This is a genomic window from Streptomyces sp. CMB-StM0423 (genome assembly GCF_002847285.1).
Taxonomy (GTDB): domain Bacteria; phylum Actinomycetota; class Actinomycetes; order Streptomycetales; family Streptomycetaceae; genus Streptomyces.
In genome coordinates, this window is record NZ_CP025407.1 from 3,447,649 (window position 1) to 3,470,331 (window position 22,683).

16 protein-coding genes and 1 riboswitch are annotated in these 22,683 nt (G+C 69.9%); of the genes, 7 read left to right on the plus strand and 9 right to left on the minus strand.

Annotated elements, in window-relative coordinates; genetic code table 11:
* Positions 1-346: 346 nt before the first annotated feature.
* The gene (locus CXR04_RS34840; protein WP_159072323.1) at positions 347-529 is read right to left on the minus strand and encodes a hypothetical protein; all 183 of its coding nucleotides are present in this window, start codon (positions 527-529) and stop codon (positions 347-349) included.
* Positions 530-726: 197 nt separating this feature from the next.
* On the opposite strand from CXR04_RS34840, the gene CXR04_RS14830 reads away from it, so the two are divergent.
* The 7 genes from CXR04_RS14830 (at position 727) to CXR04_RS14860 (ending at position 12,756) form a co-directional block, all read left to right on the plus strand.
* Positions 727-2,820 carry a hypothetical protein gene (locus CXR04_RS14830; RefSeq protein WP_101422626.1) on the plus strand — a complete coding sequence of 698 codons (2,094 nt, stop codon included), beginning with the start codon at positions 727-729 and terminating at the stop codon, positions 2,818-2,820.
* On the plus strand, positions 2,820-3,767 hold the full coding sequence (locus CXR04_RS14835) for a hypothetical protein (RefSeq protein ID WP_101422628.1): 948 nt from the start codon (positions 2,820-2,822) through the stop codon (positions 3,765-3,767). The genes CXR04_RS14830 and CXR04_RS14835 overlap by 1 nt, the downstream gene beginning before the upstream one ends.
* Positions 3,760-9,342 carry a DEAD/DEAH box helicase gene (locus CXR04_RS14840; protein WP_101422630.1) on the plus strand — a complete coding sequence of 1,861 codons (5,583 nt, stop codon included), beginning with the start codon at positions 3,760-3,762 and terminating at the stop codon, positions 9,340-9,342. The genes CXR04_RS14835 and CXR04_RS14840 overlap by 8 nt, the downstream gene beginning before the upstream one ends.
* Before the next feature lie 111 nt (positions 9,343-9,453).
* A complete protein-coding gene (locus tag CXR04_RS14845; RefSeq protein WP_101422632.1) occupies positions 9,454-10,896 on the plus strand; it encodes a PIN-like domain-containing protein in 1,443 nt (480 codons plus the stop codon).
* Positions 10,897-10,904: 8 nt separating this feature from the next.
* Positions 10,905-11,129: a DUF397 domain-containing protein gene (locus CXR04_RS14850; RefSeq protein ID WP_101422634.1), complete on the plus strand. Its 225-nt coding sequence runs from the start codon at positions 10,905-10,907 to the stop codon at positions 11,127-11,129.
* Positions 11,130-11,307: 178 nt separating this feature from the next.
* Positions 11,308-12,339: an endonuclease domain-containing protein gene (locus tag CXR04_RS14855; RefSeq protein ID WP_234380226.1), complete on the plus strand. Its 1,032-nt coding sequence runs from the start codon at positions 11,308-11,310 to the stop codon at positions 12,337-12,339.
* Positions 12,340-12,390: 51 nt separating this feature from the next.
* On the plus strand, positions 12,391-12,756 hold the full coding sequence (locus tag CXR04_RS14860; protein ID WP_101422638.1) for a VOC family protein: 366 nt from the start codon (positions 12,391-12,393) through the stop codon (positions 12,754-12,756).
* A 204-nt stretch (positions 12,757-12,960) separates the two neighbouring features.
* Here the strand turns inward: CXR04_RS14860 and CXR04_RS14865 are convergent, their stop codons facing one another.
* The 8 genes from CXR04_RS14865 to CXR04_RS14900 form a co-directional block, all read right to left on the minus strand.
* Positions 12,961-14,082, minus strand: coding sequence for a M23 family metallopeptidase (locus CXR04_RS14865; RefSeq protein ID WP_101422640.1), 1,122 nt, complete (start codon positions 14,080-14,082; stop codon positions 12,961-12,963).
* A gap of 11 nt (positions 14,083-14,093) precedes the next feature.
* A riboswitch (cyclic di-AMP (ydaO/yuaA leader) is annotated at positions 14,094-14,236 on the minus strand.
* Between the two features lie 256 nt (positions 14,237-14,492).
* Positions 14,493-15,728, minus strand: coding sequence for a PP2C family protein-serine/threonine phosphatase (locus CXR04_RS14870; RefSeq protein WP_101426378.1), 1,236 nt, complete (start codon positions 15,726-15,728; stop codon positions 14,493-14,495).
* A 711-nt stretch (positions 15,729-16,439) separates the two neighbouring features.
* The gene (locus CXR04_RS14875; RefSeq protein WP_101422642.1) at positions 16,440-17,711 is read right to left on the minus strand and encodes a cytochrome P450 family protein; all 1,272 of its coding nucleotides are present in this window, start codon (positions 17,709-17,711) and stop codon (positions 16,440-16,442) included.
* Positions 17,708-19,219, minus strand: a complete 1,512-nt coding sequence (locus CXR04_RS14880; RefSeq protein WP_234380228.1) for a cytochrome P450 — start codon at positions 19,217-19,219, stop codon at positions 17,708-17,710. Before CXR04_RS14880 ends, CXR04_RS14875 begins: the two co-directional genes overlap by 4 nt.
* Positions 19,216-19,914 carry a GTP-binding protein gene (locus tag CXR04_RS14885; RefSeq protein ID WP_101422644.1) on the minus strand — a complete coding sequence of 233 codons (699 nt, stop codon included), beginning with the start codon at positions 19,912-19,914 and terminating at the stop codon, positions 19,216-19,218. Before CXR04_RS14885 ends, CXR04_RS14880 begins: the two co-directional genes overlap by 4 nt.
* A complete protein-coding gene (locus CXR04_RS14890) occupies positions 19,895-20,263 on the minus strand; it encodes a DUF742 domain-containing protein (RefSeq protein ID WP_047017380.1) in 369 nt (122 codons plus the stop codon). Before CXR04_RS14890 ends, CXR04_RS14885 begins: the two co-directional genes overlap by 20 nt.
* Positions 20,260-20,697 carry a roadblock/LC7 domain-containing protein gene (locus CXR04_RS14895; protein ID WP_101422646.1) on the minus strand — a complete coding sequence of 146 codons (438 nt, stop codon included), beginning with the start codon at positions 20,695-20,697 and terminating at the stop codon, positions 20,260-20,262. The genes CXR04_RS14890 and CXR04_RS14895 overlap by 4 nt, the downstream gene beginning before the upstream one ends.
* A complete protein-coding gene (locus CXR04_RS14900) occupies positions 20,694-22,457 on the minus strand; it encodes an ATP-binding protein (protein ID WP_101422648.1) in 1,764 nt (587 codons plus the stop codon). Before CXR04_RS14900 ends, CXR04_RS14895 begins: the two co-directional genes overlap by 4 nt.
* Positions 22,458-22,683 lie beyond the last annotated feature (226 nt).

A 22,683-nucleotide genomic window follows, 5' to 3' on the forward strand; every position in this document is an offset into this window, starting at 1 on the left:
ATACACGTCCTTGATCGCACACAGGTACAGCTTGCCCCCTCGCCGGTCGCATGCTTGGCGTGTCCGTAAGTCACAGCCGGTTCAGCCCGTCCGCGGTGAAGTTGCGCCGCACCCGGTCATCGTGAACCAGCGGCAGTCCCCGGCGTACTTGGCGCGGCTCTTGTGCTTGACGAACGCGCGCCACTGGCCCGTGAGCCGGCAGATCCGCCAGGCGGGCCGCCCGGGCCATCGGCCCCCAGCAGCACGTGCTTCGTCGACGAGGAATCGGGGCCCGAACGTGGGTCGTCACGGCACGTACTGGACAAGGCGCTGGCCGGATAGATGGCGGACCTGGCCGACCCTGCCGTCATCCGCCACTCCCGCCGCGATCACCCGACATGGACACCCGTTCGGCCAGGCACAGGGTTGAGCGGTAGGCGGAAACCTGCAACTTCGGTGCTCCGTGATCCAGATCGGCATGGAACACCGTTCCGATGCGAGAAAGATCGCCGACTCTCAAGCGCCCGTTGGCGAGGATGAGCAGCCACACGCCCGTAAGTTGCAACGGCCACAAAGATACGCATATGCCTATCGCGTGAGGATCCCTATGGGTAGCGTTGGCTGGACTGGTCGGATTGGCAGGGCCGCCCGACGCAGCAGGGCAGGCGATAGTGCCTGGGATGCGGGGGCATGTCTTCGCAGCGGTAGACGAGCATGCGGCTGCGGCGGTGGAGCTGGAAAGGTTAGATGAGGTCTGAGTACAAGCAGTGGCATGAGGTGCTCTCGGCAGAGTTCTTCGGTGCGGGCAATGCGCTACGGAGCACCGTCCTGTACGTCGACGCTGAAGTCGAACAGGAGCTGGCCCAGCGCATAGGAACGGACCTTGCCCAGGCTGTCGCCGGTGAACTCAACTGGAGCGACACCGATAAACCACTGTTCAGCCGCGTCCAGCACGAGTGCGCAATCTGGGAGCAGCACGGAAGTGCGGGCCCTCCGCCGAGCCTGCCGGTGCTCGCCCTGTCCGTGCTGGCGGCTACCCGTATGGCCTCCTCGGACGGCATGCTCAAGTCCAACTTCTACGGGCGGTGGATCCAGCTGTTGGGCGAGCAATCCTCCAGCCCTCGGGCACACAAGCTTGAGCACGCGTTTCGGGACGTGGCAGTGATGTGGGAGGAACTCCGTACCTGGCTTGATGAGACGGGCGGCCTCTACGGCGCCAGCACTGTCAGCACTGATAAGTTCTACTGGAAGATCGGCTACCCAATCTCGCAGGCGCTAGTACGCGGCTCAGATCGGCAGATCCTCACTCGGTTCTTCGCCGCTACCCGGTTGCGGCCGCACAATCCCCATGGGGTTTCCGGCCGCGAGTTGCTGCGGCGCCTGCGTGTATGGACAGCAGGGCGAGACAGGCGCCTGTCGCCCCGGCTTATGGAGGAGCTCGTCAGTGCCCCGGATACGGGCGACGCTCTGATCGCCAGTCTGGTCAAACGGCTCGCCGATGACTGGGACGGCACCCTTCACGAGCCGGAGCGCGAGCACCGGCGCCGTGCCATCGGACTGAGGCTCGTAGTTGCGGACCGCGGCAGGCGGCTGGAATGGCTCGCCGAAGCATGCGACGGGATCGACGAGGCGCGCGTCGCAGTGCTAGGCGGCCGTTCGTTCACGCTGCACAAGGGCTACGGGGACGTCTACGACGGGCTGGAGTCGCTACACCCCTCCTGGCAGCAACTGGGGCACGGACTACGCCTTCAGGGGGAAGAACTAGTCCTTGAGTGGGCACCACAGGAAGTCGTGCTGTTGCGGCTGCACCCGTACCTAGGGGAGTGGGTGAGTACTGAGTATTTCGAGCCCGGCGAGCAGCACTGGATTCTGGCAGCCGACTCTGCTGTCCGCGCAGTGCGCTCCATGGTCGAAGCCCTCGGCGGCCGTACAGCCCGCGAGGCTCCGGCAACGGTGCCGGGGTGGAAGCTGTTCAAAGGGGTGCGCGCCGTCAACGGACTGGCCTTCGCAAGCGCCCTCGATCGGGGAGGAGATCACTCGCACGTCCTCGAGCCCCAGATCCGGAATCATGCCGCGTTGTCCGGTGGGCTGCGTATCGCCCCTGAGTACCGGGCAGGTGCCGGAGTGGCCGGCCACTTCCTCCGAGGTGGTACTCCCGATCTCATGCTGCCGGCCAGCGACTCTCCAGACGGCCTAGTGGAAGTCGTCCTCGACGGCCGCACTGAGAAACTTCGCGCTGATCCCCGAGTGCCCTTCCCACTCTGCCTGATCCCCCTCGACGAGGGAGAGCACTGTGTCGGTACGGCCGACAGCAGCCAGGTCTTCACGCTGCACGACGGACTTCACGAGCGCCTGCCTCCTGGGACCGGGACACTCGGGTACCTCGGCGACGGTACCGCCCGGCCCTGGCTCAGCGATGTTACGGGCTCCGAGGCAGCCATCCGCGGGGCTGAGGCTGCAAGCATCATCAGCCTCCCGCGGACCGAGCTACTTCGTACAAGCGTTCTGGAAGCTGTGCTGCTCGATCCCCAAGGGGGTGTGCGCCGGGCCAAGCAGCAGCAGGTCCCGGCCTGGATGGCTTCCCGCCTGCCTGCCGTAGCCCTTGGCCCCTGCCTTGAGGTCGAGGTGCCGGACGGATATGTCTGGCTGGTCTACCGCACACCGACCCGCTGGTCGGTCAGGGCGCTGACAGCAGAGGCTGACATCGCGGCTCCCACGCCGGCACCCGAGGACTACGCCTGGGCGTACGCAATCCTCAGCGCCGCCCAGCGTCTGCAGAACCTCGTCTGGCTCGACTACGTAAGGGCAGCCGAAGCGATCGGTGGAAGGCAGGGAGCCTGATGGCCGATACAGGAAGCTTGCTGCTGCGCTGGCTGAGCGAGCAGGGCGCCGGCACCCTGTCTGACGTCAAGCAGGGCATCTGGTGGCTCGCGGTCAAGCATTGCCCGGACATCGAACCGGGAGCGCCGGGGCGCTGGCTGCGCGACGCCGTCTCCCTCGCCTACATCGACATCGATTGGCGCAACCGGCGCTGGTGCGCGGCCCCGCCAGTCCTGACCCGCCTGCCGCACGCACGAGGACTGGCGGTACTCACCGGGAGCCGGACAGCCGCGTTCGACGCGCGCGTAGCGCAGGCGATGGAGGATGGCTTGCTGGAGCTGTTCCGGGTGTCCAGCATCCGCCCGCCCACCGACATCCCCTTGCCCGCGTCCCTTATCGTCCAGTTCGATGACGAATCAGGGATCGCGAGCTGGGCGGTCGAGCTCGGTGTCTCTTACACACCGTGCTTCGCGCTGCAGGGAGCTTCGCTGCTACCTCCCTTGAGCCCCGGAGCGCCGACCTCTGCGCCGGAGTTCGGCAAGCCCCTGGAACAGTACGACTTCGCGCGCGGCGAGTACCGGCTTGTCCCGCGGCCCCACGGCGAAGGTCTGTACCGGCTCAAGCGGCGCGACGGCAAACGCGTATGCCAGGTCCTGCGCGACGGCGAATGGCACGAGACTAGCCACGAACAGGGCGTTTACCGTGTGCTGGAGACCCGGAGCCGGGCTGCCGACGTGCTGCGCTGGCGGCCGGAGAAGGGCTCAGGGCGCGAGAGGTTCGGGACCTTGTTCGTCGACTGGGGATATCCCTTGCCCGACTTGCACCGGCGCGTGGCCGTGATGTGCTGCGGTCTCGCGCCCCGCATCAATGCCCAGGCCGAAAACCTCGCTTACGACAACGTGCCCTACGCCGTAGCTGTCAGGATCTCCCAATCGCTCGGACAGCAACTGAGGGAGAACCATGAGTGACACCCCTTCGCAACTGCCCGGTCGCTCCGATCGGGACGTGGATATCCTCAGTTCGTTCGAGCACTTAAAGGATGCGCTCTTCCGCTACTACAACACGCCGTTCGGACTCGCTGATGAGCACCTCGAACGCGAGCGCCAGGATTTGTTCGACATGAACGGCGGAGCCTGGCGGCGTCCCCTGCTTGAGGTCCGCCCGCGCTACGTTCAGATGGATGCAGGCGTCGCGGAATCCGTGAGGGCAGCAGGAGCCCACCCCGACCTTGCGGAACTGGCGCAGCTCGGACTGTTGCAGGACGTCCGCTCCCTGTATGAGCACCAGCACCGGACTCTGATCGCCGCTGCGCGAGACGGACACGATGTCGTCGTCACGGCAGGTACGGGATCGGGCAAGACGGAGTCGTTCATGCTGCCCATCCTGGCCGACCTCGTCCACGAATCCGCCGACTGGCCGACCGACTCGCTGCCGTCGAACCGCTGGTGGGAGTCTCCTGACGGCAGTTATCAGCCCCAGCGGGCAGGCGAGGCAGGCCGGCACTCAGCGGTACGCGCCCTCATCCTCTACCCCATGAACGCGCTCGTCGATGACCAGATGATGCGTCTGCGCAGGGCCCTGGACAGCGATGACGTCAGGGCGTGGCTTGCCCGGTCGCGGCCCGGCCACCGCTTCTACTTCGGCCGCTACACAGGGGCAACCCCCGTCCCCGGCGAGGTCGGCTCGGCAGCCGGCATCAAGACGTTACGCGAGGAGTTCGCCGCCACCGAGGAGCGCTCCCGCCAGGCGCAGAAAGCCGCCGGCGACGGCCGTTACTTCATTCCCCGGCTGGACGGCGCGGAAATGCGCTGCCGCTGGGACATGATCCAGGCCCCGCCCGACATCATGATTACGAACTACAGCATGCTCAACGTCATGCTGATGCGCTCGCGCGAGTCGCAGATCTTCGACAAGACGCGCCGCTGGCTGGAGGAGGTGCCCGACGCCCGCTTCACCCTGGTCGTCGACGAGCTCCACATGTACCGGGGCACTGCAGGCACGGAGATCGCCTACCTTCTGCGCAACCTGCGCCACCGCCTCGGGCTTGACCACAGGCCGGACAAGTTCCGCGTCCTGGCCGCCTCCGCGTCCCTCGAAGCCCCGCGCGACCTGGACTTCCTGCAGGAGTTCTTCGGCGTCGACCGAAACCGGTTCGTGGTCCTCGGCGGCCAGCCTGTGCTGCCGACGCACACTCGCACTGACATCTCCCGGCACGCCGACGCCTACGCCGCCCTGAACCCGGATACCTCGCCCGCCCAGGCCGACCAACTACTGGCGGACACCGGCGCCGGTGACGCATTTGTCAACGCCCTGCGCGATGGCGACCGGCTTATCGCCGATTTCGACGACACCGTCGCCACCCGCATCTTCCCAGCCGCTGACAGCGCTGTGCAGAAGAGGGCATTACGCGGAGTCCTCATCGCACTCCGCCGCTCGGCCAATTCCCGGACGCCCAAGCTGCGCGGACATCTCTTCTTCCGCAACATCCCCGGCGTCTGGGCCTGCTCAGACCCCAAGTGCCCCGACGCCCCGCGCTGGGAAGGCGTGGAGAGGACAGTCGGCAAGCTGTACTCGCGCCCCACGCCGCGCTGCAGTTGCGACGCTCGCGTCTTGGAACTCCTTTACTGCCAGACCTGCGGAGATGCATTCCTCGGCGGATATGCACCAGCATCAGCCTTCCGCAACGCAGCCAAGGGGCACCCATTCCAAGCTGGCCTGCTCGCGGACCTGCCCGACCTAGACTCTCTGCCTGACGCCGCTGCTATGGGGCCGAGCGCGGCCAACTACATCGTCTACTGGCCGCGCAAGGACGACCCGGCGGTGGAGAAGCTGGAGTGGAGTTCCAATTCGGACCGGGGCACACTGAGAGCTGACTTCAAGTTCAAGCGCAGCCAGTACGACCCCCGCACCGGCATCCTCCGCAACCAGCGTGACCACACCGGCTGGTCCTTCCACACTGGTCTGCCGCAGCGCAAGAAGGGGCGGCCCCGGCTCAAAGCAGAGGACCTCCCCGCGGCACCTACACAGTGCCCCAGCTGCGGCGACAACTGGGAGGTCAGGCAGGTTGGGACCGAGCATTTCAGCCTCAGCGACCCGCGCCGGATGCGTACGCCGGTCAGGTCCATGCGCACTGGTTTCGAGAAGGTCAACCAGGTGCTGACCACCGGGATCCTCTCCCACCTGCGGAACAGGCAGGCCGTGGTCTTCTCCGACAGCCGCCAGGACGCAGCGAAGCTGTCCGCGGGCCTGGGACTGCGCCACTACCAGGACCTCCTGCGCCTGCTGCTCGCCGAGGAGGTCGACGGCCAGGGGGATCCAGTCGCCGACCTGGCAGCCGTATCGGGCTTCTACCGCAAGTCCCTCGACAACCCCGTCAACAAGGAAACGGCCAAAGCCGCCCGCGATCGGCTGCGCGCCCGTGATCCGGAGAGCTACGACGCCTGGGTGAAGCTCCAGAAGACATCTGAAAGTCTCGACGATCTCGACGACGACCTCCCCGACCCGGCAGAAGAGGCCGCGCTCTACCGTCGCCTTAGCCGGGTACCCAGCCTAGATAGCCACGGAGCGGCCGTCGCCGAACGGCTGGTCCAGCACGGCATCAATCCCGGCGGCCCGAAGGCATCCCTGCAGCAGACGAGCTACCAGAAGGGCTCCCAGCCGCAGTCATGGACCTCTCTGTATCAGTGGCCCGAGCCCTCCGGCGGCAAAGTACGTGACGAATCCAGCCTGGTCCTGAGTGAGCGGCAAGAACAGTTGCGCCAGGACATCCGTGAAGCCCTCACTGGTGAGGTGCTCAACGGGCTATTCGGCAGCGTCGGACGTGACTTCGAGTCCCTGGGCCTGGGCTGGCTCACCCTCTCCACCGACCAGGCGCCGCTCGAAGCCGAGCGGGCCTCCGATGCCGCACTGGCCCGGGCCAGCTTGCGAGTCCTCGGTCACATGCGTCGTTTCGCAGGACTGCGTAGCCCGGCTGACGAACCGCCGAAAAAGCTGCGTGACTTCTGGGCCAGTGCAGCGGAACACCTCGGGCAGGACCCGGACGACCTCCGCGAGACGGTCGGGCAGATCTGGGGAGATGCAGTCAAGAAGTACATCATCCAACCCGAGCATGTCGCCTTGCGCCACGGCCGAGCGGTGTCCTGGACCTGCCCTGTCTGCCGCCGACGGCACCTCCACCCAGGCGTCGGGGTGTGCACGAAGTGCCGTCGGCCTCTGCCTGCGACGCCTGAACCATTCGAGGGCACAGACGCCGACTACTACGCCTGGATGGCGCGTCGGCAGTTCGGAAATTTCCGCCTCAACGCGGCCGAACTCACGGGCCAGACCGACCGCCTGGATGCCCAGGCTCGCCAAGCCCGATTCCAAGGCATCTTCCTCGACGGCAAGGAGCACACGCTTCCCGACAGCCTCGATGTTCTCTCCGTTACCACCACGATGGAAGCCGGAGTCGACATCGGCCCGCTGTCCGCTGTCCTGATGGCGAACATGCCACCGACCCGGTTCAACTACCAGCAGCGCGTCGGGCGGGCAGGACGGCGCACTTCGCCGGTCGCGCTCGCGCTCACCGTGTGCCGCGGTCGCAGCCACGACGAGCACTATTTTCAGGATCCCCAGCAGATCACCAACAATCCGACCCCGCCGCCGTACCTCTCCACCGACATGAAGGACATCTACCAGCGAGTCCTCAGTGCCGAAGTGCTCCGTAGGGCCTTCGATGCAGCGCAGGGCGCGGCAGGGGATGACATGGGAGCCGACCCGACCCGCAACGTCCACGGCCAGTTTGGCCACACTGCAGACTGGCCCGCCGTGAGCGAACAGGTCAGTGTATGGATCAAGTTGCACGACGACGAGATCCGCAGTCTCGCCGAAGCCCTCGCGGAGCACACCCGCAACGCCTGGCCTCCGGATCAGGCGGCGGTTTGGGTGGCCCAGGAACTCGTGAAGCGCGTCAACCAGATCGCCCACGAGCCTCGCGGCCACCACGAACTCAGCCAACGACTCGCGGAGTCAGGCCTGCTGCCTATGTTCGGATTCCCCACCTCAGCCCGCTACCTTTATACGAAGCGCCCCTCTGACTCCTATCCTTGGCCTCCGAGTGGAGTGGTCGACCGATCTCTGGACATCGCTATCTCTCAATTCGCTCCCGGTGCCGAGACCGTCAAGGACGGACAGGTCCACACGGCCGCCGGCACAATCGCGTTTGAGCCGACCGGGCGAGTTCCTCGAGCCGTGCAGGAACCACTAGGGAAGCCCGTCCACATCGGCATCTGCCTTGCCTGCGGACACCTGGCAAAGGACGTGCAGATGCTGCCAGAACAGGAGGATGCCCCGCCGCAACCTTGCCGCGCCTGCGGAACAACCGACGGCTCTTATCGCGAGATTGAACTCCGCGAACCGGCCGGCTTCTACTCCGCGGGTAAGGCCCGCGACTTCGACGGAAACTTCGCCTGGAGGGCCAGGTCGCTCGCCCCCCGCACCGCCGCAGACCTTGAGCACGGGGCGCCCCTGAAGATCAAGCTGACGGGCATGGTGGTACACGCCGGGAAGGGGGAGCGCTACTCGGTCAACGACAACGGAGGCCGCCTGTTCCACTTCACGAGAGTAAGCCCGACCACACGCTGGTCCGGCGCTTATCTGGAGGCCGGGGCCACCGAACTGTTCCCCTGGCTGGCGAACGACATTGCCGCCGGCGAGGAACCTCTCAAGACCGCCATCGGCGCGACCCAGCGCACCGACCTGTTCCTGCTCGGACCCCAGGTAAGCGAGATCCCAGCGCTCGGTCTGCGCCTCAACCTGACCTCCGTACCGCAGAGCACCGGCTTCCCCGACGACCGCTCCGGCAGGCGCGCGGCCTGGTACTCGCTGGCCGCCCTCCTGCGCACGGCCGCGGGCTCGCTTCTCCAGGTGCAGCCCAACGAGATTGCATCCGGCATTCACGGCGCAGGATCAGGTAGCAGCAAGGCGCGCACCTTCGCCTTCCTCTCAGACACCTTGGACAACGGTGCTGGCTACTGCACACACCTCGCGGAACGCGAGATCTTCGAGCAGTTCATGGCGACTGCCAGGAAGATGCTGGCCGACTTCGCCGACGGTACACACGGCCGAACCTGCCGCGGCTCGTGCTACCAGTGCCTGCGCGACTACACGAATATGGCGTATCACAGCCTTCTGGACTGGCGGCTGGCCGGCGAACTCCTGGCCATCCTTCAAGGCGCGAGCATTGAAAGCAGCCAGTATGGCCGCCAGGCAGCAGGACTGCTGCGGAACTGGGCATCCGACTTCCCGCCCGGTGATGCGGAGTTCGTGGAGGACCTGGGCGGCACCGGTCCCGCGGTCCTCTTCGAGGAGCGGATCTGGGTCGCTCCCAAGGGCCCGTTCGAGGCTGCCGACACCACGCTGTCCTCCCCTCGCATCAGCTCCGTGCGCAACGCCACCGCATCCGACCGCCGAGGCGTTCCAGACGTGGTATTTGTCGACGATTTCCTTCTCGACAAAGCCCCGGGCCGTGTGTCTGCCATGCTCGCCGACTTTGACCAGCTGTAGTGGCACCGCCCTTACGCCCTAGCCGCAAGGGCGTAAGGGCGGTGTGGCCGCTGCAGCCGTGATCGTCCGCCGATCTCAGATCTTTGTGCCAAGATGACCGGTCAGGGAGGCGTGATCGAACCGGAGGAGAAAATGGGAGATCCGGTACTGCTGCAGAGGTTCGCAGCCTGGCTCCAGCCTGGTCCGACGGACGGCGATGCGGAGCGAAGTTCCTTCTTCAACAACGGCGTTATCGTGCTGGATACAAACGTCCTGCTGAGCCTGTATGAATACACCGAGACCTCCAGGTCAGAAGTTCTGTCGGCGCTTGAACAGACTGCCGGACGGCTGTGGATGCCCTATCAGGTCGGTCTTGAGTTCGTCCGCGGCCGCCGCAGCACTTTGGAGTCCCGCAAGAGGGCCCTTTCCGATGCCGCCGCAGACGTCAACAAGAAGCTCATGGCTGCCCGCAAAGCGATCGTCGACGCCAAGAACGTCGTGTGCGCCCAGCTCGACAAGTACGCCCGGGCTCACCAGGAGATAGCGGGGCTCGACGCACTCGTCGCGGGTTCTGGCGTCGATGCGCACCTCGACGTGTACCGGCACGAGTTCAAACGCTACCTGGACATGCTCAAAGCAGACCACGGACTAGCACTAAGTTCCGCCGATGCGGAGGACCCCATCCTTGTGCACATCGCGAAGCTCTACGGAGATGGCATCGGCCAGCAGCCGGAGGACAGCGTCGTGCGCGGACGTCTAGAGGAGGCCACCGCCTTCCGGTTCCCGAACAAGATCCCTCCCGGATTCTCTGACTCTGGCAAGGACACGCCGCTCAAGTCCGCTGGCGACTTCCTCCTCTGGGAAGAACTGGTCGAGCATGCCACGAAGCTCCCGGTCGGCAGCCGCCGCGTGCTGTTTGTATCGAACGACACGAAGGAGGACTGGTACGAGCAGGGCTCCGGCCCAAGCAGCTCCCGTCCGTGGCCGAGTCTTGTCGACGAGCTGAGACGGAGGGCACAGGCGGACTTGAGGGTCGAGACGCCACCGCACTTCTTCGGCGGCGTCAGAGAGTTCCTGGACGCCGAGCTCGCTGCGGATACGTACGCGGAGATCGAGCGGGTGTCAGAGTCATTTGAGGAGAAGGTCCCGGACACACCGCTGGTAACGGAGGAGACAGCAGCTCACCTGGAACCGCCGGACGGACTGGCGCTTGATGCGTTCAATTCGGTGGGACTCGTCTCCTCGACCGTGCGTGCGGCTCTCGATTCAGCGTCGCCGTCCCGTCGGTTGTTCCAGTGGTGGCTGATCGGGGTGACGGCTCAGCTCGGGCGGCGGTCTGTAGGAGAAACGGAGCCGTCTGTAGCTATTGCTACGGCCACACGAAGCAGCGAGCCGCCTTCCCAGAACTGGGTACCCGGTACTGCCCTCCCGCCAGGTGAGTGGCTCCACCGGAACTCGTCGTGGATCGCACCATGGTTCATGGACCTGTTGGACTCCATCCCGCAGGCTGACCGCGCTGTCTTGCGCCGACTGGCGGCGCAACAAGCAGAGAGCAATAGGCGCTCCCGAAGCTGACACCCTTCGTGAAGGAGGCGCTCCCACTGGGCACGATCCGCTGGGTCAAGTCCAGCTGTAGCAACGGTGATGGCGGCGGCTGTGTCGAGTGGGCGCCGACCCTTGCCGCCTCCGGTCTTGTTCCTGTGCGGGATAGCAAGGATCCCGATGGACCTGCCCTCGCGTTCTCTGCCGCGGGGTGGCGGGCCTTCGTTGCGGGCGTTCGGGCCGGGGAGTTCGCCGAGCGCTTCTGACCTGCCCGAAGGTCCCTGGTCCGAGAGTTATCCACAGGGGGAAGCGGGGGGTGGGGATTCGCGAGAGGGTGGGGGCATGACGGGGGAACTTGGGTCGCTGGGTGAGTTGGCGGCTAGGAACGGTGGCGTGTTGGTCTGTGCCGAGGCTTTGGCGGCCGGGTGGTCGTCCGGGGTGTTGGTGCGGCGGTTGCGGAAGGAGGGGTGGCGGAAGGTACGGGCCGGGGTGTGGGTGGAGCCGGGGCGGGTTGGTGATCTGCGGCTGCGGTTGCGGGTGGCGCAGGCCGGGCGGCCGGAACTGGTCGTCAGTCACAGTGCGGCGGCTCATCTGCTCGGGGTCGAAGTGCTCGCCGTGCGGCCCGAGTTCACGCACGTGCGGGGGCGGGGGCGGGCGCCCGAGGGATGCGTGCTGCATCGGACCGCGGTGGGTGACGAGGAGATCGTCACCGTCGCCGGGCTGCGAGTGACCGACGCCGCGCGGACCCTCGTCGACCTGCTGCGTACGGCGGAGCGGGATGCCGCGCTGGTGGCCGTGGAGTCGGCGTTGACCCGGCGGCCGTTGGGGCCCGGCGGAGAATGGCCGCGGCGGTGGCGGGAGCAGGTGGCCGATCTGCATACGGTCTCCGAAGCCCTTGCCGGGATCGGGCAGCGGCGGGGTGTGGTCCAGGCGCGGCAGCGGCTGGCGCTCGTCGATCCGCGCTCCGGGTCGCCCGCGGAGACCATCGCGCGGCTGCGGATGTACGACGCCGGGCTGCGGCCCCTCAGCCAAGTGCCGTTCACCGCGCCCAACGGCCGGCGGATACGGGTGGACTTCTTCTTCCCGGCGGCGGGGCTCGTCGTCGAGATCGAGGGCTACGGCTTCCACGGCAGCCGGGCCGCTCATCTCGCCGACGTCGAGCGCTTCAACGACCTGGGGCGCTGTCCCGAGGTCCGGCGCATGCTGCGGTTCACCGCGGCCGACGTCTTCGAGCGGCCCCAGCGGATGCTCCACACCATCCGCGCCGCCCTGGGCGAAATCGCCGCCGGGGAGTCCCGTGGCACTGCAGCCGCCGGAGGGTCCCGTGGAGCCGCCGCCGCCGGGGAGTCCCGTGGCGCCGCCGTCGGTGCTGCCGCGGCTGCCACCGCGGCTGCTCATGCGGTTGCCGGTGCGGCAGCAAGTGCCGGTGCCGTCGTCAGCGCGGCTGCCGGCGCCTCCGCCACCGCCGCTGCCTGAGTCGCCGCCGGCTTCCCGGCGGTGTCCGCGGTGCGTGGCAGGGTGGCCGCCATGGACGCCTATGTCAGGAACATCGTGCTCGACTGCGCCGACGCACGTCAGCTCGCCGACTTCTACACGCAGTTGCTCGGCATGCGGGTCATCCGCGACGACTGGATGGTGATCGCCAAGGACGAAGACAGCTTTCCACGGCTGGCATTCGAGGAAGTCGACGGCTACCGGCCGCCGCTCTGGCCCGACCTCGATCGCACCTACCCCCAGCAGATGCACATCTGCTTCGGCGTCGACGACTCCACCGCCGCGGGCGAGCTGGCGCTGCGGCTCGGGGCCACGCGGCTCTCCGAAGCCGGTGGCAGTTGTCCGGTGTTCGCCGATCCCGCCGGGCATCCGTTCTGCCTCTGCGGGCCCGGGGAGTAGCTCCCGGGAAAAGGCCGACGGCCCTGGTGTCGGGGGGTCGGCCACCAGGGCCGCCGGCGGTCTCGGTGCGCGCTCGGACGCCACGGGGGAAGTTGCGTTCGGGCACGCCGGAGACGTGGGAGAGGGGTTTATGGGGGCTTGCGGTCCGTGCGGCGGGTGCCGGTCCCGGCCGCCGGGGCCGGGGCACCGGGCCCGCCGGGTGGGTCAGACCGGGGCGCCGTTGTTGCGCAGCCAGGCGAGGGGGTCCACTGCGTCCCCGCCGCCGGGTCGTACCTCAAGGTGCAGGTGCGGGCCGGTGACGTTGCCCGTGGCGCCTACGCGCCCGATGACGTCGCCGGTCGTGACCTCGCCCGAGGACTGGATGATGGAGGACAGATGGCAGTACCAGACCTCGGTGCCGTCCTCGAGCGTGAGGACGATGCGGTAGCCGTACGAGCCGGCCCAGCCGGCCTCGGTGATCGTGCCGCCGTGCACCGCCTTGACCGGGGTGCCGGTGGAGGCGGCGAAGTCCTGGCCCGTGTGGCCCGCGGCCCACATGTCACCGGACTCGCCGAACGTCGAGGTGAGCGTGTAATTCGCGACCGGGGCGACGTAGCTGGCGGCGAGCTTGGCGAGGCGCTCCTCCTCCGCCTTGCGGCGGGCCTCCTCCTCCGCCTTGCGGCGGCGCTCCTCCTCCAGGCGGCGCTGGCGCTCCTCTTCCTGCGCCTTCGCCTCGGCGGCCTCCTCGGCCGCCTGCTGGGCGGCCTCGGCCTCGGCGGCCGCGCGGGCAGAGGCGTCGGCCTCCGCCTGCTGCTGCTCGGCCTGCTCCAGGATGCGCGCCCGCAGGGCCTCGCCGGAGTCGGCGGGCTGGTTCGCGGAGTCGGTGTCGCTGGCGTAGCTGACCTGCGTGAGCGGAGCCGTGGTGACGACCGTGTCGGAAGCGGGCTCCTCCTTGCTCGGTATCAGGTCGCCGACGCCCGGCAGGCTCTCCGCATCCGGGAGTTGGGCGCTTATCCGGTTCGCAACGGTGTCGACCTGGTCGGGCATGGATATCGCGACCGGGGGCTTCTCCTGCGCGGTGGCCATGCTGCCCGCGCCGACGGCGGCGAAGACGCCGACGCCGAGTACGGCGCCGCTGCGCGCCATGCTGCCGCCGCGCTGCCGGGGAAGGCGCCGACGGCCGCGGGAGGGAAGGCCGTCCTCGGGGAGGACTTCGTCGACCGGCTCTTCGGCGGCGTAACCGGTGGGCGCATACCCCTCGGGGGCGTGGCCGCCGGACGCATAACCGTCGTAGCCGTAATCGTCATAGCCATGGCCGTAGCCAGGCTCAGACCTGTAGGACGCCACGCAGGCGTACTCCTTTCCTTCCTTCTCGCCTACCGGGTTAGCTGACGGGTTCGGAGCAGGAAGGTCTCCTACGGGCCTCCTCCTCGCGGAGGTTGGCCCGATTCACCCCAAGGTGGTGGTTCCCCGGTTCCCTAGGTGTTGCCGTTGCTGCAGTTGTGACGCGTGCGGGATTCGGCGACGGCGCACGGTGCCGCCTCTTGCGACGGCAGTGACGACCGCGCTGCGTTACCGCACGCTAGCGGACGACGGCGTTCGATTCCAAGTCGTTCCCGTTATTCAGTTGTGCTTTACCGCGGACGATCCGGGCATGCACCAGCGGAAACGGACAAGTTGACGGCCTGATTACGCGCAGTGAAGTCCGGTCGTTAGCTGATCGTGCATCAGTTGTTATGCGGAGGGGCGCTGTTCCGCTACGGAGCGTGTACAGGCGAGGCCGGGTCCGGCGGCTCTCCGAACGGCGTACGCAAGCGGGCGAGGGCGAACAGCGCCATGTCGTCGGCGACCCTTCCGCCCGTATAACGGGTCACGTCGTCCAGGAGGGTGTCCAGCAGTTCGTGCGGGCCGTCGAACAGCCGGCCGTCCAGCCGGGTCAGCGGGTCGTAGAAGACGCCCGCCTTGTTCCGCGCCTCGGTCACGCCGTCCGTGAACAGGACGAGCGCCGCGCCCGGCGGGAACGCCACCTCCATCAGCTCGTCCGGCCACGTACCCAGGTCGCCCATGCCCAGCGGCAGCGCGTGCTCGTGCGGGTGCAGCGTGCGTGCCGCGCCGTCCGACCCCAGCAGCACGGGCGCCGGATGCCCGCGGTTGAGCAGCCGCAGCGCGCCGCCCCCGCGGTCGACCTCCGCCAGCACCGCGGTCGTGAACCCCTCCACCCGGTCGAGGCCGCTGCGCCCCGTCTCCTGGCGCTGCAGCGCGCGTTCCAGCCGCCGCGCGATCCCCGCGAGCCCCGCCTCCTCCTCGGCCGCCTCCCGGAAGGCGCCGATGACGACCGCCACGGACTCCACCGCCTCCAGCCCCTTGCCGCGTACGTCGCCGACGATGCAGCGCACGCCGTACGGGCCCTCCTGCACGGCGTAGAGGTCGCCGCCGATACGGGCGTCGGCGTCCGCGGCCTGGTAGCGGGCGGCGACCCGCAGCGTGCCGAAGCCGTCCGGCGGGTTCGGCAGCACGGCGCGCTGCGCGGCGACGGCGACGTGGCGGGCAGAGGTCAGCCGGCGGTAGTTGCGCTGGATGAGGAGGTTGATGCCGATCGCCAGGGCGCCGAGCACCACCTGCGACACCATCTGGGTGAGCGCGTTGGGCCTCGTGGCGGTGCCGTTGAGGATTTCGAGCGTGACGTCCACGGCCAGGGCTGCGACGGCGACGGCGACCGTGCCGCGCAGGGTGAGCAGCGCGGCGGCGACCAGCGGGGTGGTCTCGAATATCGGCGAGGACCTCAGCCCTTCCGGCGTGAACCAGAAGAACACCGCCCCCACGACGATCAGCGCCGCCGGCAGCCACCGCAGCGCCCAGCGGACCCGCCGCTCACCGCCGGTGGGGTCGGGGCGACGGGACCGGGCCGCCAGGTCCAGCGCGTCGGCGCCGACGCGGTAGGCCCGCCCGTTCTCGTACGGACCGCGCCCCTCGCCGTACGAGCCACGCTCCACGTCGCGCGAGCCACGCTCTGCGTCGTGCGGGGCGCGGCCCTCGTGCGAGGTGCGGCCGTCGTGCGAGCCGCGGCCTTCGTGCGAGGCGCGCTCCTGGTCGTGCGGATCGCCCTCGTCGTGCCCCGCGCCCTGCGCGCCGTCCTCCCGCACCGGCTGCACCTGCCCTCTCCTGCGCTGCCCTTCCTGCGCTGTCCTCCCCGTGCGGCCGACAAGCGGGCCCATACCGTCGTCCCTCAGGGTTCCGCGTCCCGGGCGGGACGGCGACCGGGCGGGGCCCAGGCGGGTTACAGGAGGCGTTTCAGGCGTCATTGCGGGCCAGAGTGGGACGGGCAGAAGAGTCGCGGACCGGCGGACCGCACGCAGAGGGTACAGCCGAACGGGTATAGGGCCACCCGGCTCCGGCGCGCGCGGCGCCCGCGCGCCCCCCGGCTCTCCCGGCGCCCCGCACGCCCCCGGACAAATGACGCCATCTGTCAGCCGTTATCCGTCAAGCGTCAGCCGTCAGGCATCGCCAGGCGCCGGGCGCCAGCCGCCGCCGGCACGCCAGGCGTCAGGCGCCGGGCCCCGCCAGGCGCCAGCGGTCAGGCGCCGGCCGCCATGCGCCAGCACGTCAACCGTCAGCCGCCGTCAGGCGCCGGGCGTCAGGCGTCAGGCGTCAGGCGTCAGGCGTCAGGCGTCAGGCGTCAGGCGTCAGGCGTCAGGCGTCAGGCGTCAGGTGAGGCGTACCGGGAAGGACTCCAGGTCGTTCTGCGTCAGCACCGGCAAGTTGCGCAGCTCCCCCAGCGGTGCCGCCGCCCGCAGGTCCGGGAACCGGGCGAAGAGCGCCGGCAGCGCCACCGCCGCCTCCAGCCGCGACAGCGCCGCGCCGGGGCAGATGTGCGGCCCGTGTCCGAAGGTCATGTGCCGGATCGGCGTCGCCCGCGTCACGTCGAAGGCGTCCACGTCCGCCCCGTGGTGCCCGGCGTCCCGCCCGATCGCGCGGTACGAGATGACGACGCCCTCCCCCTTCTCGATCACCGTGCCCGCGATCTCGATGTCCTCCGTCGCGAACCGCATCAGCAGGTGGGTCACCGGCGGGTCGTAGCGCAGCGCCTCCTCGATCGCCGTCTCCCACGTCACCTTGCCCTCGCGGACCATGCCGAGCTGCTCGGGGTGGGTCAGCAGTCCGCGCACGGTGGTGAGCAGGAGCGTGATCGTGGTCTCGTGCCCGGCCGCGATCATGGACTTCAGGTTGCCGACGACCTCTTCCTCGGTCAGCGGCTCGCCGCCCTCGTCGGCGAGGATCAGCGCGCTCGTGAGGTCGTCGGCGGGCTCGGCGGTCTTCTGCCGCACCATGTCCGTGAACACGCGGTCGAGTTCCGCCATCACCGCGAGCCGTTCCTCCTGCGGCGTGAGCATGGAGAAGAAAGCTTTCCACAGGCGCATCTGCCGCGGTATCTCCGATTCCGCGACGCCCATGAGCGCGCACACCACCCGCATCGGCAGCGGCTGCGCGAAGACCTCCTTGAGGTCGACCACCCCGTCGCCCCCGGCCGCCGCGGCCGCCAGGGAGTCCAGCAGTTCGGCCGTCACCCGCTCGACCACCGGCCGCAGCGCGTCGAGCCGCCGCGGGGTGATGGCCTGCGCCGTCTTGGCGCGCAGCCGCCGGTGCTCGGGGCCGTCGACCGTGAACATCGACCGGCCCGGGTCGACCATCCCGATCAGCGGCCACTCCGCGGTGACCTCGCCGGTCTGCCACAGCCGCCAGGCGCCGATGTCCTTGACCAGCCGGGCGTCGGTGAGCAGTTGGCGGGCCTCGGCGTGCCGCGTGACGGTCCACGCGGGCGCGCCGAGCAGTTCGATCCGGGTGAGCGGGGCGGCGGCGCGCAGGAGCGCGGTCTCGCCCGCGAGGTCGCGTACGAGCGGGTCGATGGCCAGCGGCCCGGGGAGGGCCCCGGAGCCGGTCGGGGCGGCGGCGGAGCCGGCGGCGTGCGGGCAGTTCACGGATGACCTCCTGCAGCGCGTACGGGGGTGAAGGTGACCGGCAGTGCGGTCATGCCGCGCAGGAACGCGGACGGCCGCCGCACCAGCGTCCGGGCCGGCACGGACAGGTCCAGGTCGGGCAGCCGGTCGAGGAGTACCTCAAGGCCCGTCCGGGCGATGATCTCAGCGATCTCCTGGGCCGGGAAGGGGCAGCGGAAGTCGCCGTAGCTGAAGGCGAAGTGGGCGCTGTTGCCGGCCTGTGCGGGTACGCCGGCGCCTCCGTACCCGTATCCGCCGCCCGTGCTGCCCGGCCCGCCGAGGGCCTGCTGGATCTGCGGGTCGTCGTTGGCGGCGGCGAGGCCGAGGAGCAGCAGGTCGCCGGCGCCGACCGGGCGGCCGCCGAGGTGGGTGTCGCGGGCGGCCCAGCGGCCGACGAGGATCTGGGTGGGGGTGTCCTCCCACAGCACCTCGTTCATGGCCTGGCCGACGCTGTGCCGCCCGCCGCCGAGGGCGGCGGCGAAGCGGTCGTCGGTGAGCATGAGGCGGATGGAGTTGCCGATCCAGTCGGCGGTGGGGAGGAAGCCGGCGGCGGTGGTGTCCTTGAGGTCGAGCATGACCTCTTCGTCGGTGAAGTGCATGGGATCGGCGAGCATCCGCGAGGTGACGTCCTGGCCGGGCGCGAGCCGTTTCTCGGCGACCAGCCGGGTCATGTGCTCGACGAAGGTCTCGTACGCCTTGAGCGCGCCGGGTCCGCCGTCCGCGAGTTCGTTGAGGACCTGGGCGAGTTGGCGTCCCTGGGCGTCGGGGAAGCCGATGAGGCGGGCGAGGACGAGGACGGGGAGGGGGACGGCGTAGTCGCCGACGAGTTCTGCGCTGCCGCGGGAGCAGAAGGAGTCGATGAGCCGGTCGGCGAGTTGTTCGCAGTGCCGGCGGAGGTCGAAGGGGTCGACGCTTTCCAGTGCGGCGCCGACCATGACGGCGTGCCTGCGGTGGTCGGCGGCGGAGGCGGTGAAGTGGATGGACGGCATGACCTGGCCGACCATCGGCAGCAGGGGCCAGTCGGGCGGGATCTTCTCCCACTGGTTCCACAGCCCGCGGTCCCGTGGGAACAGTTCGGGGTCGGAGGTGACCTGGTGGAGTTCGCGGTAGCCGATGACGAGCCAGGCGGGGATGTCGCCGGGGAGTTCGACGGGGACGACGGGGCCGTGGTCGCGGCGCATCTCGCGGTAGAGGTCGCGCGGGTCGGTGTGGAAGCGGGGGCCGCTGAGGGGTACGGACCCGGCGGCGCCGGCGTGCGCGGGGCAGCCGGCGGGGGGTGCGTCGGCAGCGGGGGGCGTGTCGGGGCCGTCGGGCGCGGGCCCGTCGGCCGGCGCACCCGGCGCGGTGCCCGGCGCACCCGGCCCGGCCGACGGCTCACCGGGCGCATCCGGCGCACCGGGCGCAGGGGCCTCGCTCAGCGCGCCTGTGCGCGGTTGCGCCGGGCTGCTGCTCCCCTCGTGTGCGGCCTGGTCGTCGGGAGTCGGGGTCATGTCGCGGTCTCCGGTGCGGTGGGGACGGTGGCTGCGGCTGAAGCTGCGGCGCCGGCGGCGGTCGCGGCGGTGGCCGTGCCGGCGGCGAGCCGCTGCAGGTGCTCGACGAGGGCGATCAGCACGCCCTTGCTTGACTCGCGGGACCGCGCGTCGCAGTCGACCAGCGGGACGTGCGGGTCGAGGTCGAGCGCTTCGCGTACTTCTGCGCTGGTGTAGGGCGGGCCGCCGAAGTCGTTGCGGGCGACGATGAACGGCGTGCCGTGGTGCTCCAGCCGGTCGATGGCGTACCAGGAGTCGGCGAGCCTGCGGTGGTCGACGAGGACGATCGCGCCGAGGGTGCCGGAGAACAGCCGGTCCCAGAGGAACCAGAAGCGTTCCTGTCCGGGTGCTCCGAAGAGGTAGAGCACGGTGCGCTCGTCCAGGCTGATCCGCCCGAAGTCGAAGGCGACCGTGGTGGCGGTCTTGCCGGGTACGGCGCTGCGGTCGTCGATGCCGCGGCCGGCGAGGGTCATCGTCTCCTCGGTGTTCAGCGGCCGGATGTCGCTGACGGAGCGGACCATGGTGGTCTTGCCGACGCCGAAGCCGCCGACGATGACGATCTTCAGCCCGTTGTCCGCGGTACGGGCCAGGGGGGCGCGCTCGGTCGCGCCGCCCGGCGCGGGGGTCGCGCGGGGGTCAGAGGTGGCGGAGTCCAACGAGCACCTTCTCCAGAGTCTCGGGATCGGCGAACCGGACGCCGCCCGGTGTGCGCGGGGGCGCGTACCGCGGGTGGCGGGCGGTGATCCGGCCGGCGGCCAGCAGGTCGGACAGCAGGATCTTGGTGATGCCGACGGGCAGTCCGAGGTCGGCGGACAGTTCCACCACGGCGGTCGGGGTGCGGCAGATGCGCAGGATCGCGGCGTGCTCCGACTGCATGCCCGGCGCCGGCTCGTCCTCGGCGACCACCAGGGTGACGAGGTCGAACTCGTCGCTGGCGGGCCGGCTGCGCCCTCCTGTCAGGGTGTACAGCCGGTCCGGGTCGTCGTCCCGGCCGGGGCGGGTCATTCCGCCGCGACCCCCTCGGCCGCGGGTACGGGCCCGCGGGCGGGGGCGCTGAGGTGGTCGCCGAGCTGTTCGACGAGTTCCAGCATGTTGTGTCCGACGAGCCCGGGGTCGGCCGTCTCGGCGGCGATGACGGCGACGTGGCTGCCGGAGCCGGCTTCGGCGATGAAGAGGATGCCGCCGTAGAACTCGGTCATCGACTGCCGTACGCCGCCGCTGCCGTCGCCGAACTCGACGGAGGCGCCGTGCGACAGGCTCTGGATGCCGGCGGAGATGGCGGCGAGCTGGTCGGCGCGGTCCTCGGAGAGTTCGGGCGTGTGGCAGAGCTTGAGCCCGTCGCGGGAGAGGACGAGGGCGTGCCTGGCGCCGGGCGTGCGCTCCAGCAACCCCTCCAGCAGCCAGGTCAGCCCGGTGGCCTCGGCGGGAGATTGGGTCATCGGTCGTCCTCCGAAGGTGAAGCGGCATTGCGTGCGGGGGGTGCGGTGGAGGGGCCGTCGCCGGGCGCGGCGGGTTCCTCGCGTTCCGCGGGTCGGTCTGCTGGTGCGGGGGCTTCGGCGCGTGCGCCGTCGTCCTGCCGTACGTCGTCTGCGTCCCGTTCGGCGTCTGGGGCCGCTGCGGCGCCTGCGGCCGGTGCGTCGCCGGCCCGGCCGGTGTCGCGCTTGCGGCCGTTGACGGCGGCGACCATGGCGCCGCCCGCCGTGCTGGTGCCGCCCTCGCCGTCCGCGCCGCGCTCCTGGCCGGTCACCGCACGCCGGAAGGCGCCGAACCGGGCGGCGGAGCCGGCGGGTTCGCGCCGGCGCTGGGATCCGGTGTCGTCACCGGCGGCACCCTGGCCGCCGGTACCCGTGTCCGTGCCCGTACCGGCGGCCTCGCCCGGCGTGCCGCCGTCCGGCACTCCGCCGGGGTGTGCGCCCGCCAGCGTGCGCCCGCGGCGCCGCCGCGGCAGCGCGGCCAGCGCGAACGGGTCGTGCCCGCCGTCGCCCGCCCGCTCGTCGGCGTCCTCGCCGGCGGCGACGTCCCGCTGCCGGGGCAGCGGGAGCGGCGTGCTGCCGGTGTCCTCGGTGGGCATGGGCAGGGCCGGTGTGCGTACGGGTTCGCCGGGCCGGGCGCGGGAGATCAGCTCCTGCGGGATCATCAGCACGACGCCCGTGCCGCCGATGGCGGAGGGGCGGAACGAGACGGTCAGCCCGTGCTTCTGCGCGAGGTGCCCGACGACGGGCAGGCCGAGCCGGGTGCCGGTGAGCGTGGACAGGTCGGTGGCGGTGCCGGCGACGGCGCGCTCGGCGCGGCGCTGCGCGGCCTCGCTCATCATCAGGCCGCTGTCCTCGATGGTGACGACGGCGCCGGCGGGCACCTCCGAGACGTAGACGTGCACCTCGGTGGTGGGGGGCGAGAAGTTGCAGGCGTTGTCGAGGAGTTCGGCGAGGGCGTGCATGACGCCCTCGGCGGCGTGTCCTGCGACAGCCACTTCGGAGACGGCCCGCAGCCGCACGCGCTGGTAGCCGGCGATCCGGCCCATGGCGCCGCGCAGGATGGACTCCATGGTGATCGGCTTCGCCCAGCGGCGGCCGGTGCGGGCGCCGCTGAGCACGGCGATGCTGTCGGCGACGCGGCCGGCCTGCGCGGTGCGGTGGTCGAGGTGGAGGAGGTCGCCGAGGACGTCGGCGTCGCCGTGGCGGTGCTCCATCTCGCGCAGGTCGGCGAGCATGCTGGTGGTGATGGCCTGCATCCGTCCTGCGGCGTTGGCGCAGGAGGCCATGGCGGCGGCGCGGCGGTTCTCGCTGCGCCGCGCTTCTTCGGCGACCTGCTGTACGGCGCGCCGGTACGCCTGGTTGTCCAACTGCGGGGCGGCGGCGAGTGCTTCGTCGACAGGCGCGCCGGCGGCGATCTTCCGCAATACCTCGGGTACGACGCGGTCGGCGAAGGCGGCGGCGGCGCCGGCCGCGGCGGCGGCGCGTTCGTCGGCGCGGGCGGCCTTGGCGCGGTAGCCGGCCGCGGCGGCGACGGCTATGCACAGCAGGACGGCGGCGGCGCAACCGGCGTAGACGATGTGCCGGGTGTGGTCCTCGGGTCCTGCGAGCGCCGCGGCCAGTACCGCGACGGCGGTCGCGGGCACCGTGACGAAGAGGGCCGGCAGTGGTGCGGGGAGTCGGGAACGCGAGGCCCGGGGCGGGGCTGCATCCTGGTGCGCGGTCATCGACGGGCTCCTCCGGGCAGGTGGCCTGTCCCAGGTCGGGTGTGTGCGCCGGGCTGAGCAACGTGCTCGCAGGTGCTCAAGTCGCCGACACTATAGGGAGTTTCCTCACCACACCAGCACACTCAGAGGACCGTTTGCAGCACACCTGTGACAAGAGATGTCTGCCCTGGTCCGCTCCGGTCAGGGCGGCTTCCGGAGGTCCCGCCGCGGCGATCGTGACGGCCCT

Excerpts from the sequence above, each read along its gene's own strand:
- CXR04_RS14890 (WP_047017380.1), bottom strand. The coding sequence starts at position 20,263 with ATGACCCGCCCCGGCCGGGACGACGACCCGGACCGGCTGTACACCCTG.
- CXR04_RS14900 (WP_101422648.1), bottom strand. The coding sequence starts at position 22,457 with ATGACCGCGCACCAGGATGCAGCCCCGCCCCGGGCCTCGCGTTCCCGA.
- CXR04_RS14840 (WP_101422630.1), top strand. The coding sequence starts at position 3,760 with ATGAGTGACACCCCTTCGCAACTGCCCGGTCGCTCCGATCGGGACGTG.
- CXR04_RS14835 (WP_101422628.1), top strand. The coding sequence starts at position 2,820 with ATGGCCGATACAGGAAGCTTGCTGCTGCGCTGGCTGAGCGAGCAGGGC.
- CXR04_RS14880 (WP_234380228.1), bottom strand. The coding sequence starts at position 19,219 with ATGACCCCGACTCCCGACGACCAGGCCGCACACGAGGGGAGCAGCAGC.
- CXR04_RS14895 (WP_101422646.1), bottom strand. The coding sequence starts at position 20,697 with ATGACCCAATCTCCCGCCGAGGCCACCGGGCTGACCTGGCTGCTGGAG.
- CXR04_RS14860 (WP_101422638.1), top strand. The coding sequence starts at position 12,391 with ATGGACGCCTATGTCAGGAACATCGTGCTCGACTGCGCCGACGCACGT.
- CXR04_RS14830 (WP_101422626.1), top strand. The coding sequence starts at position 727 with ATGAGGTCTGAGTACAAGCAGTGGCATGAGGTGCTCTCGGCAGAGTTC.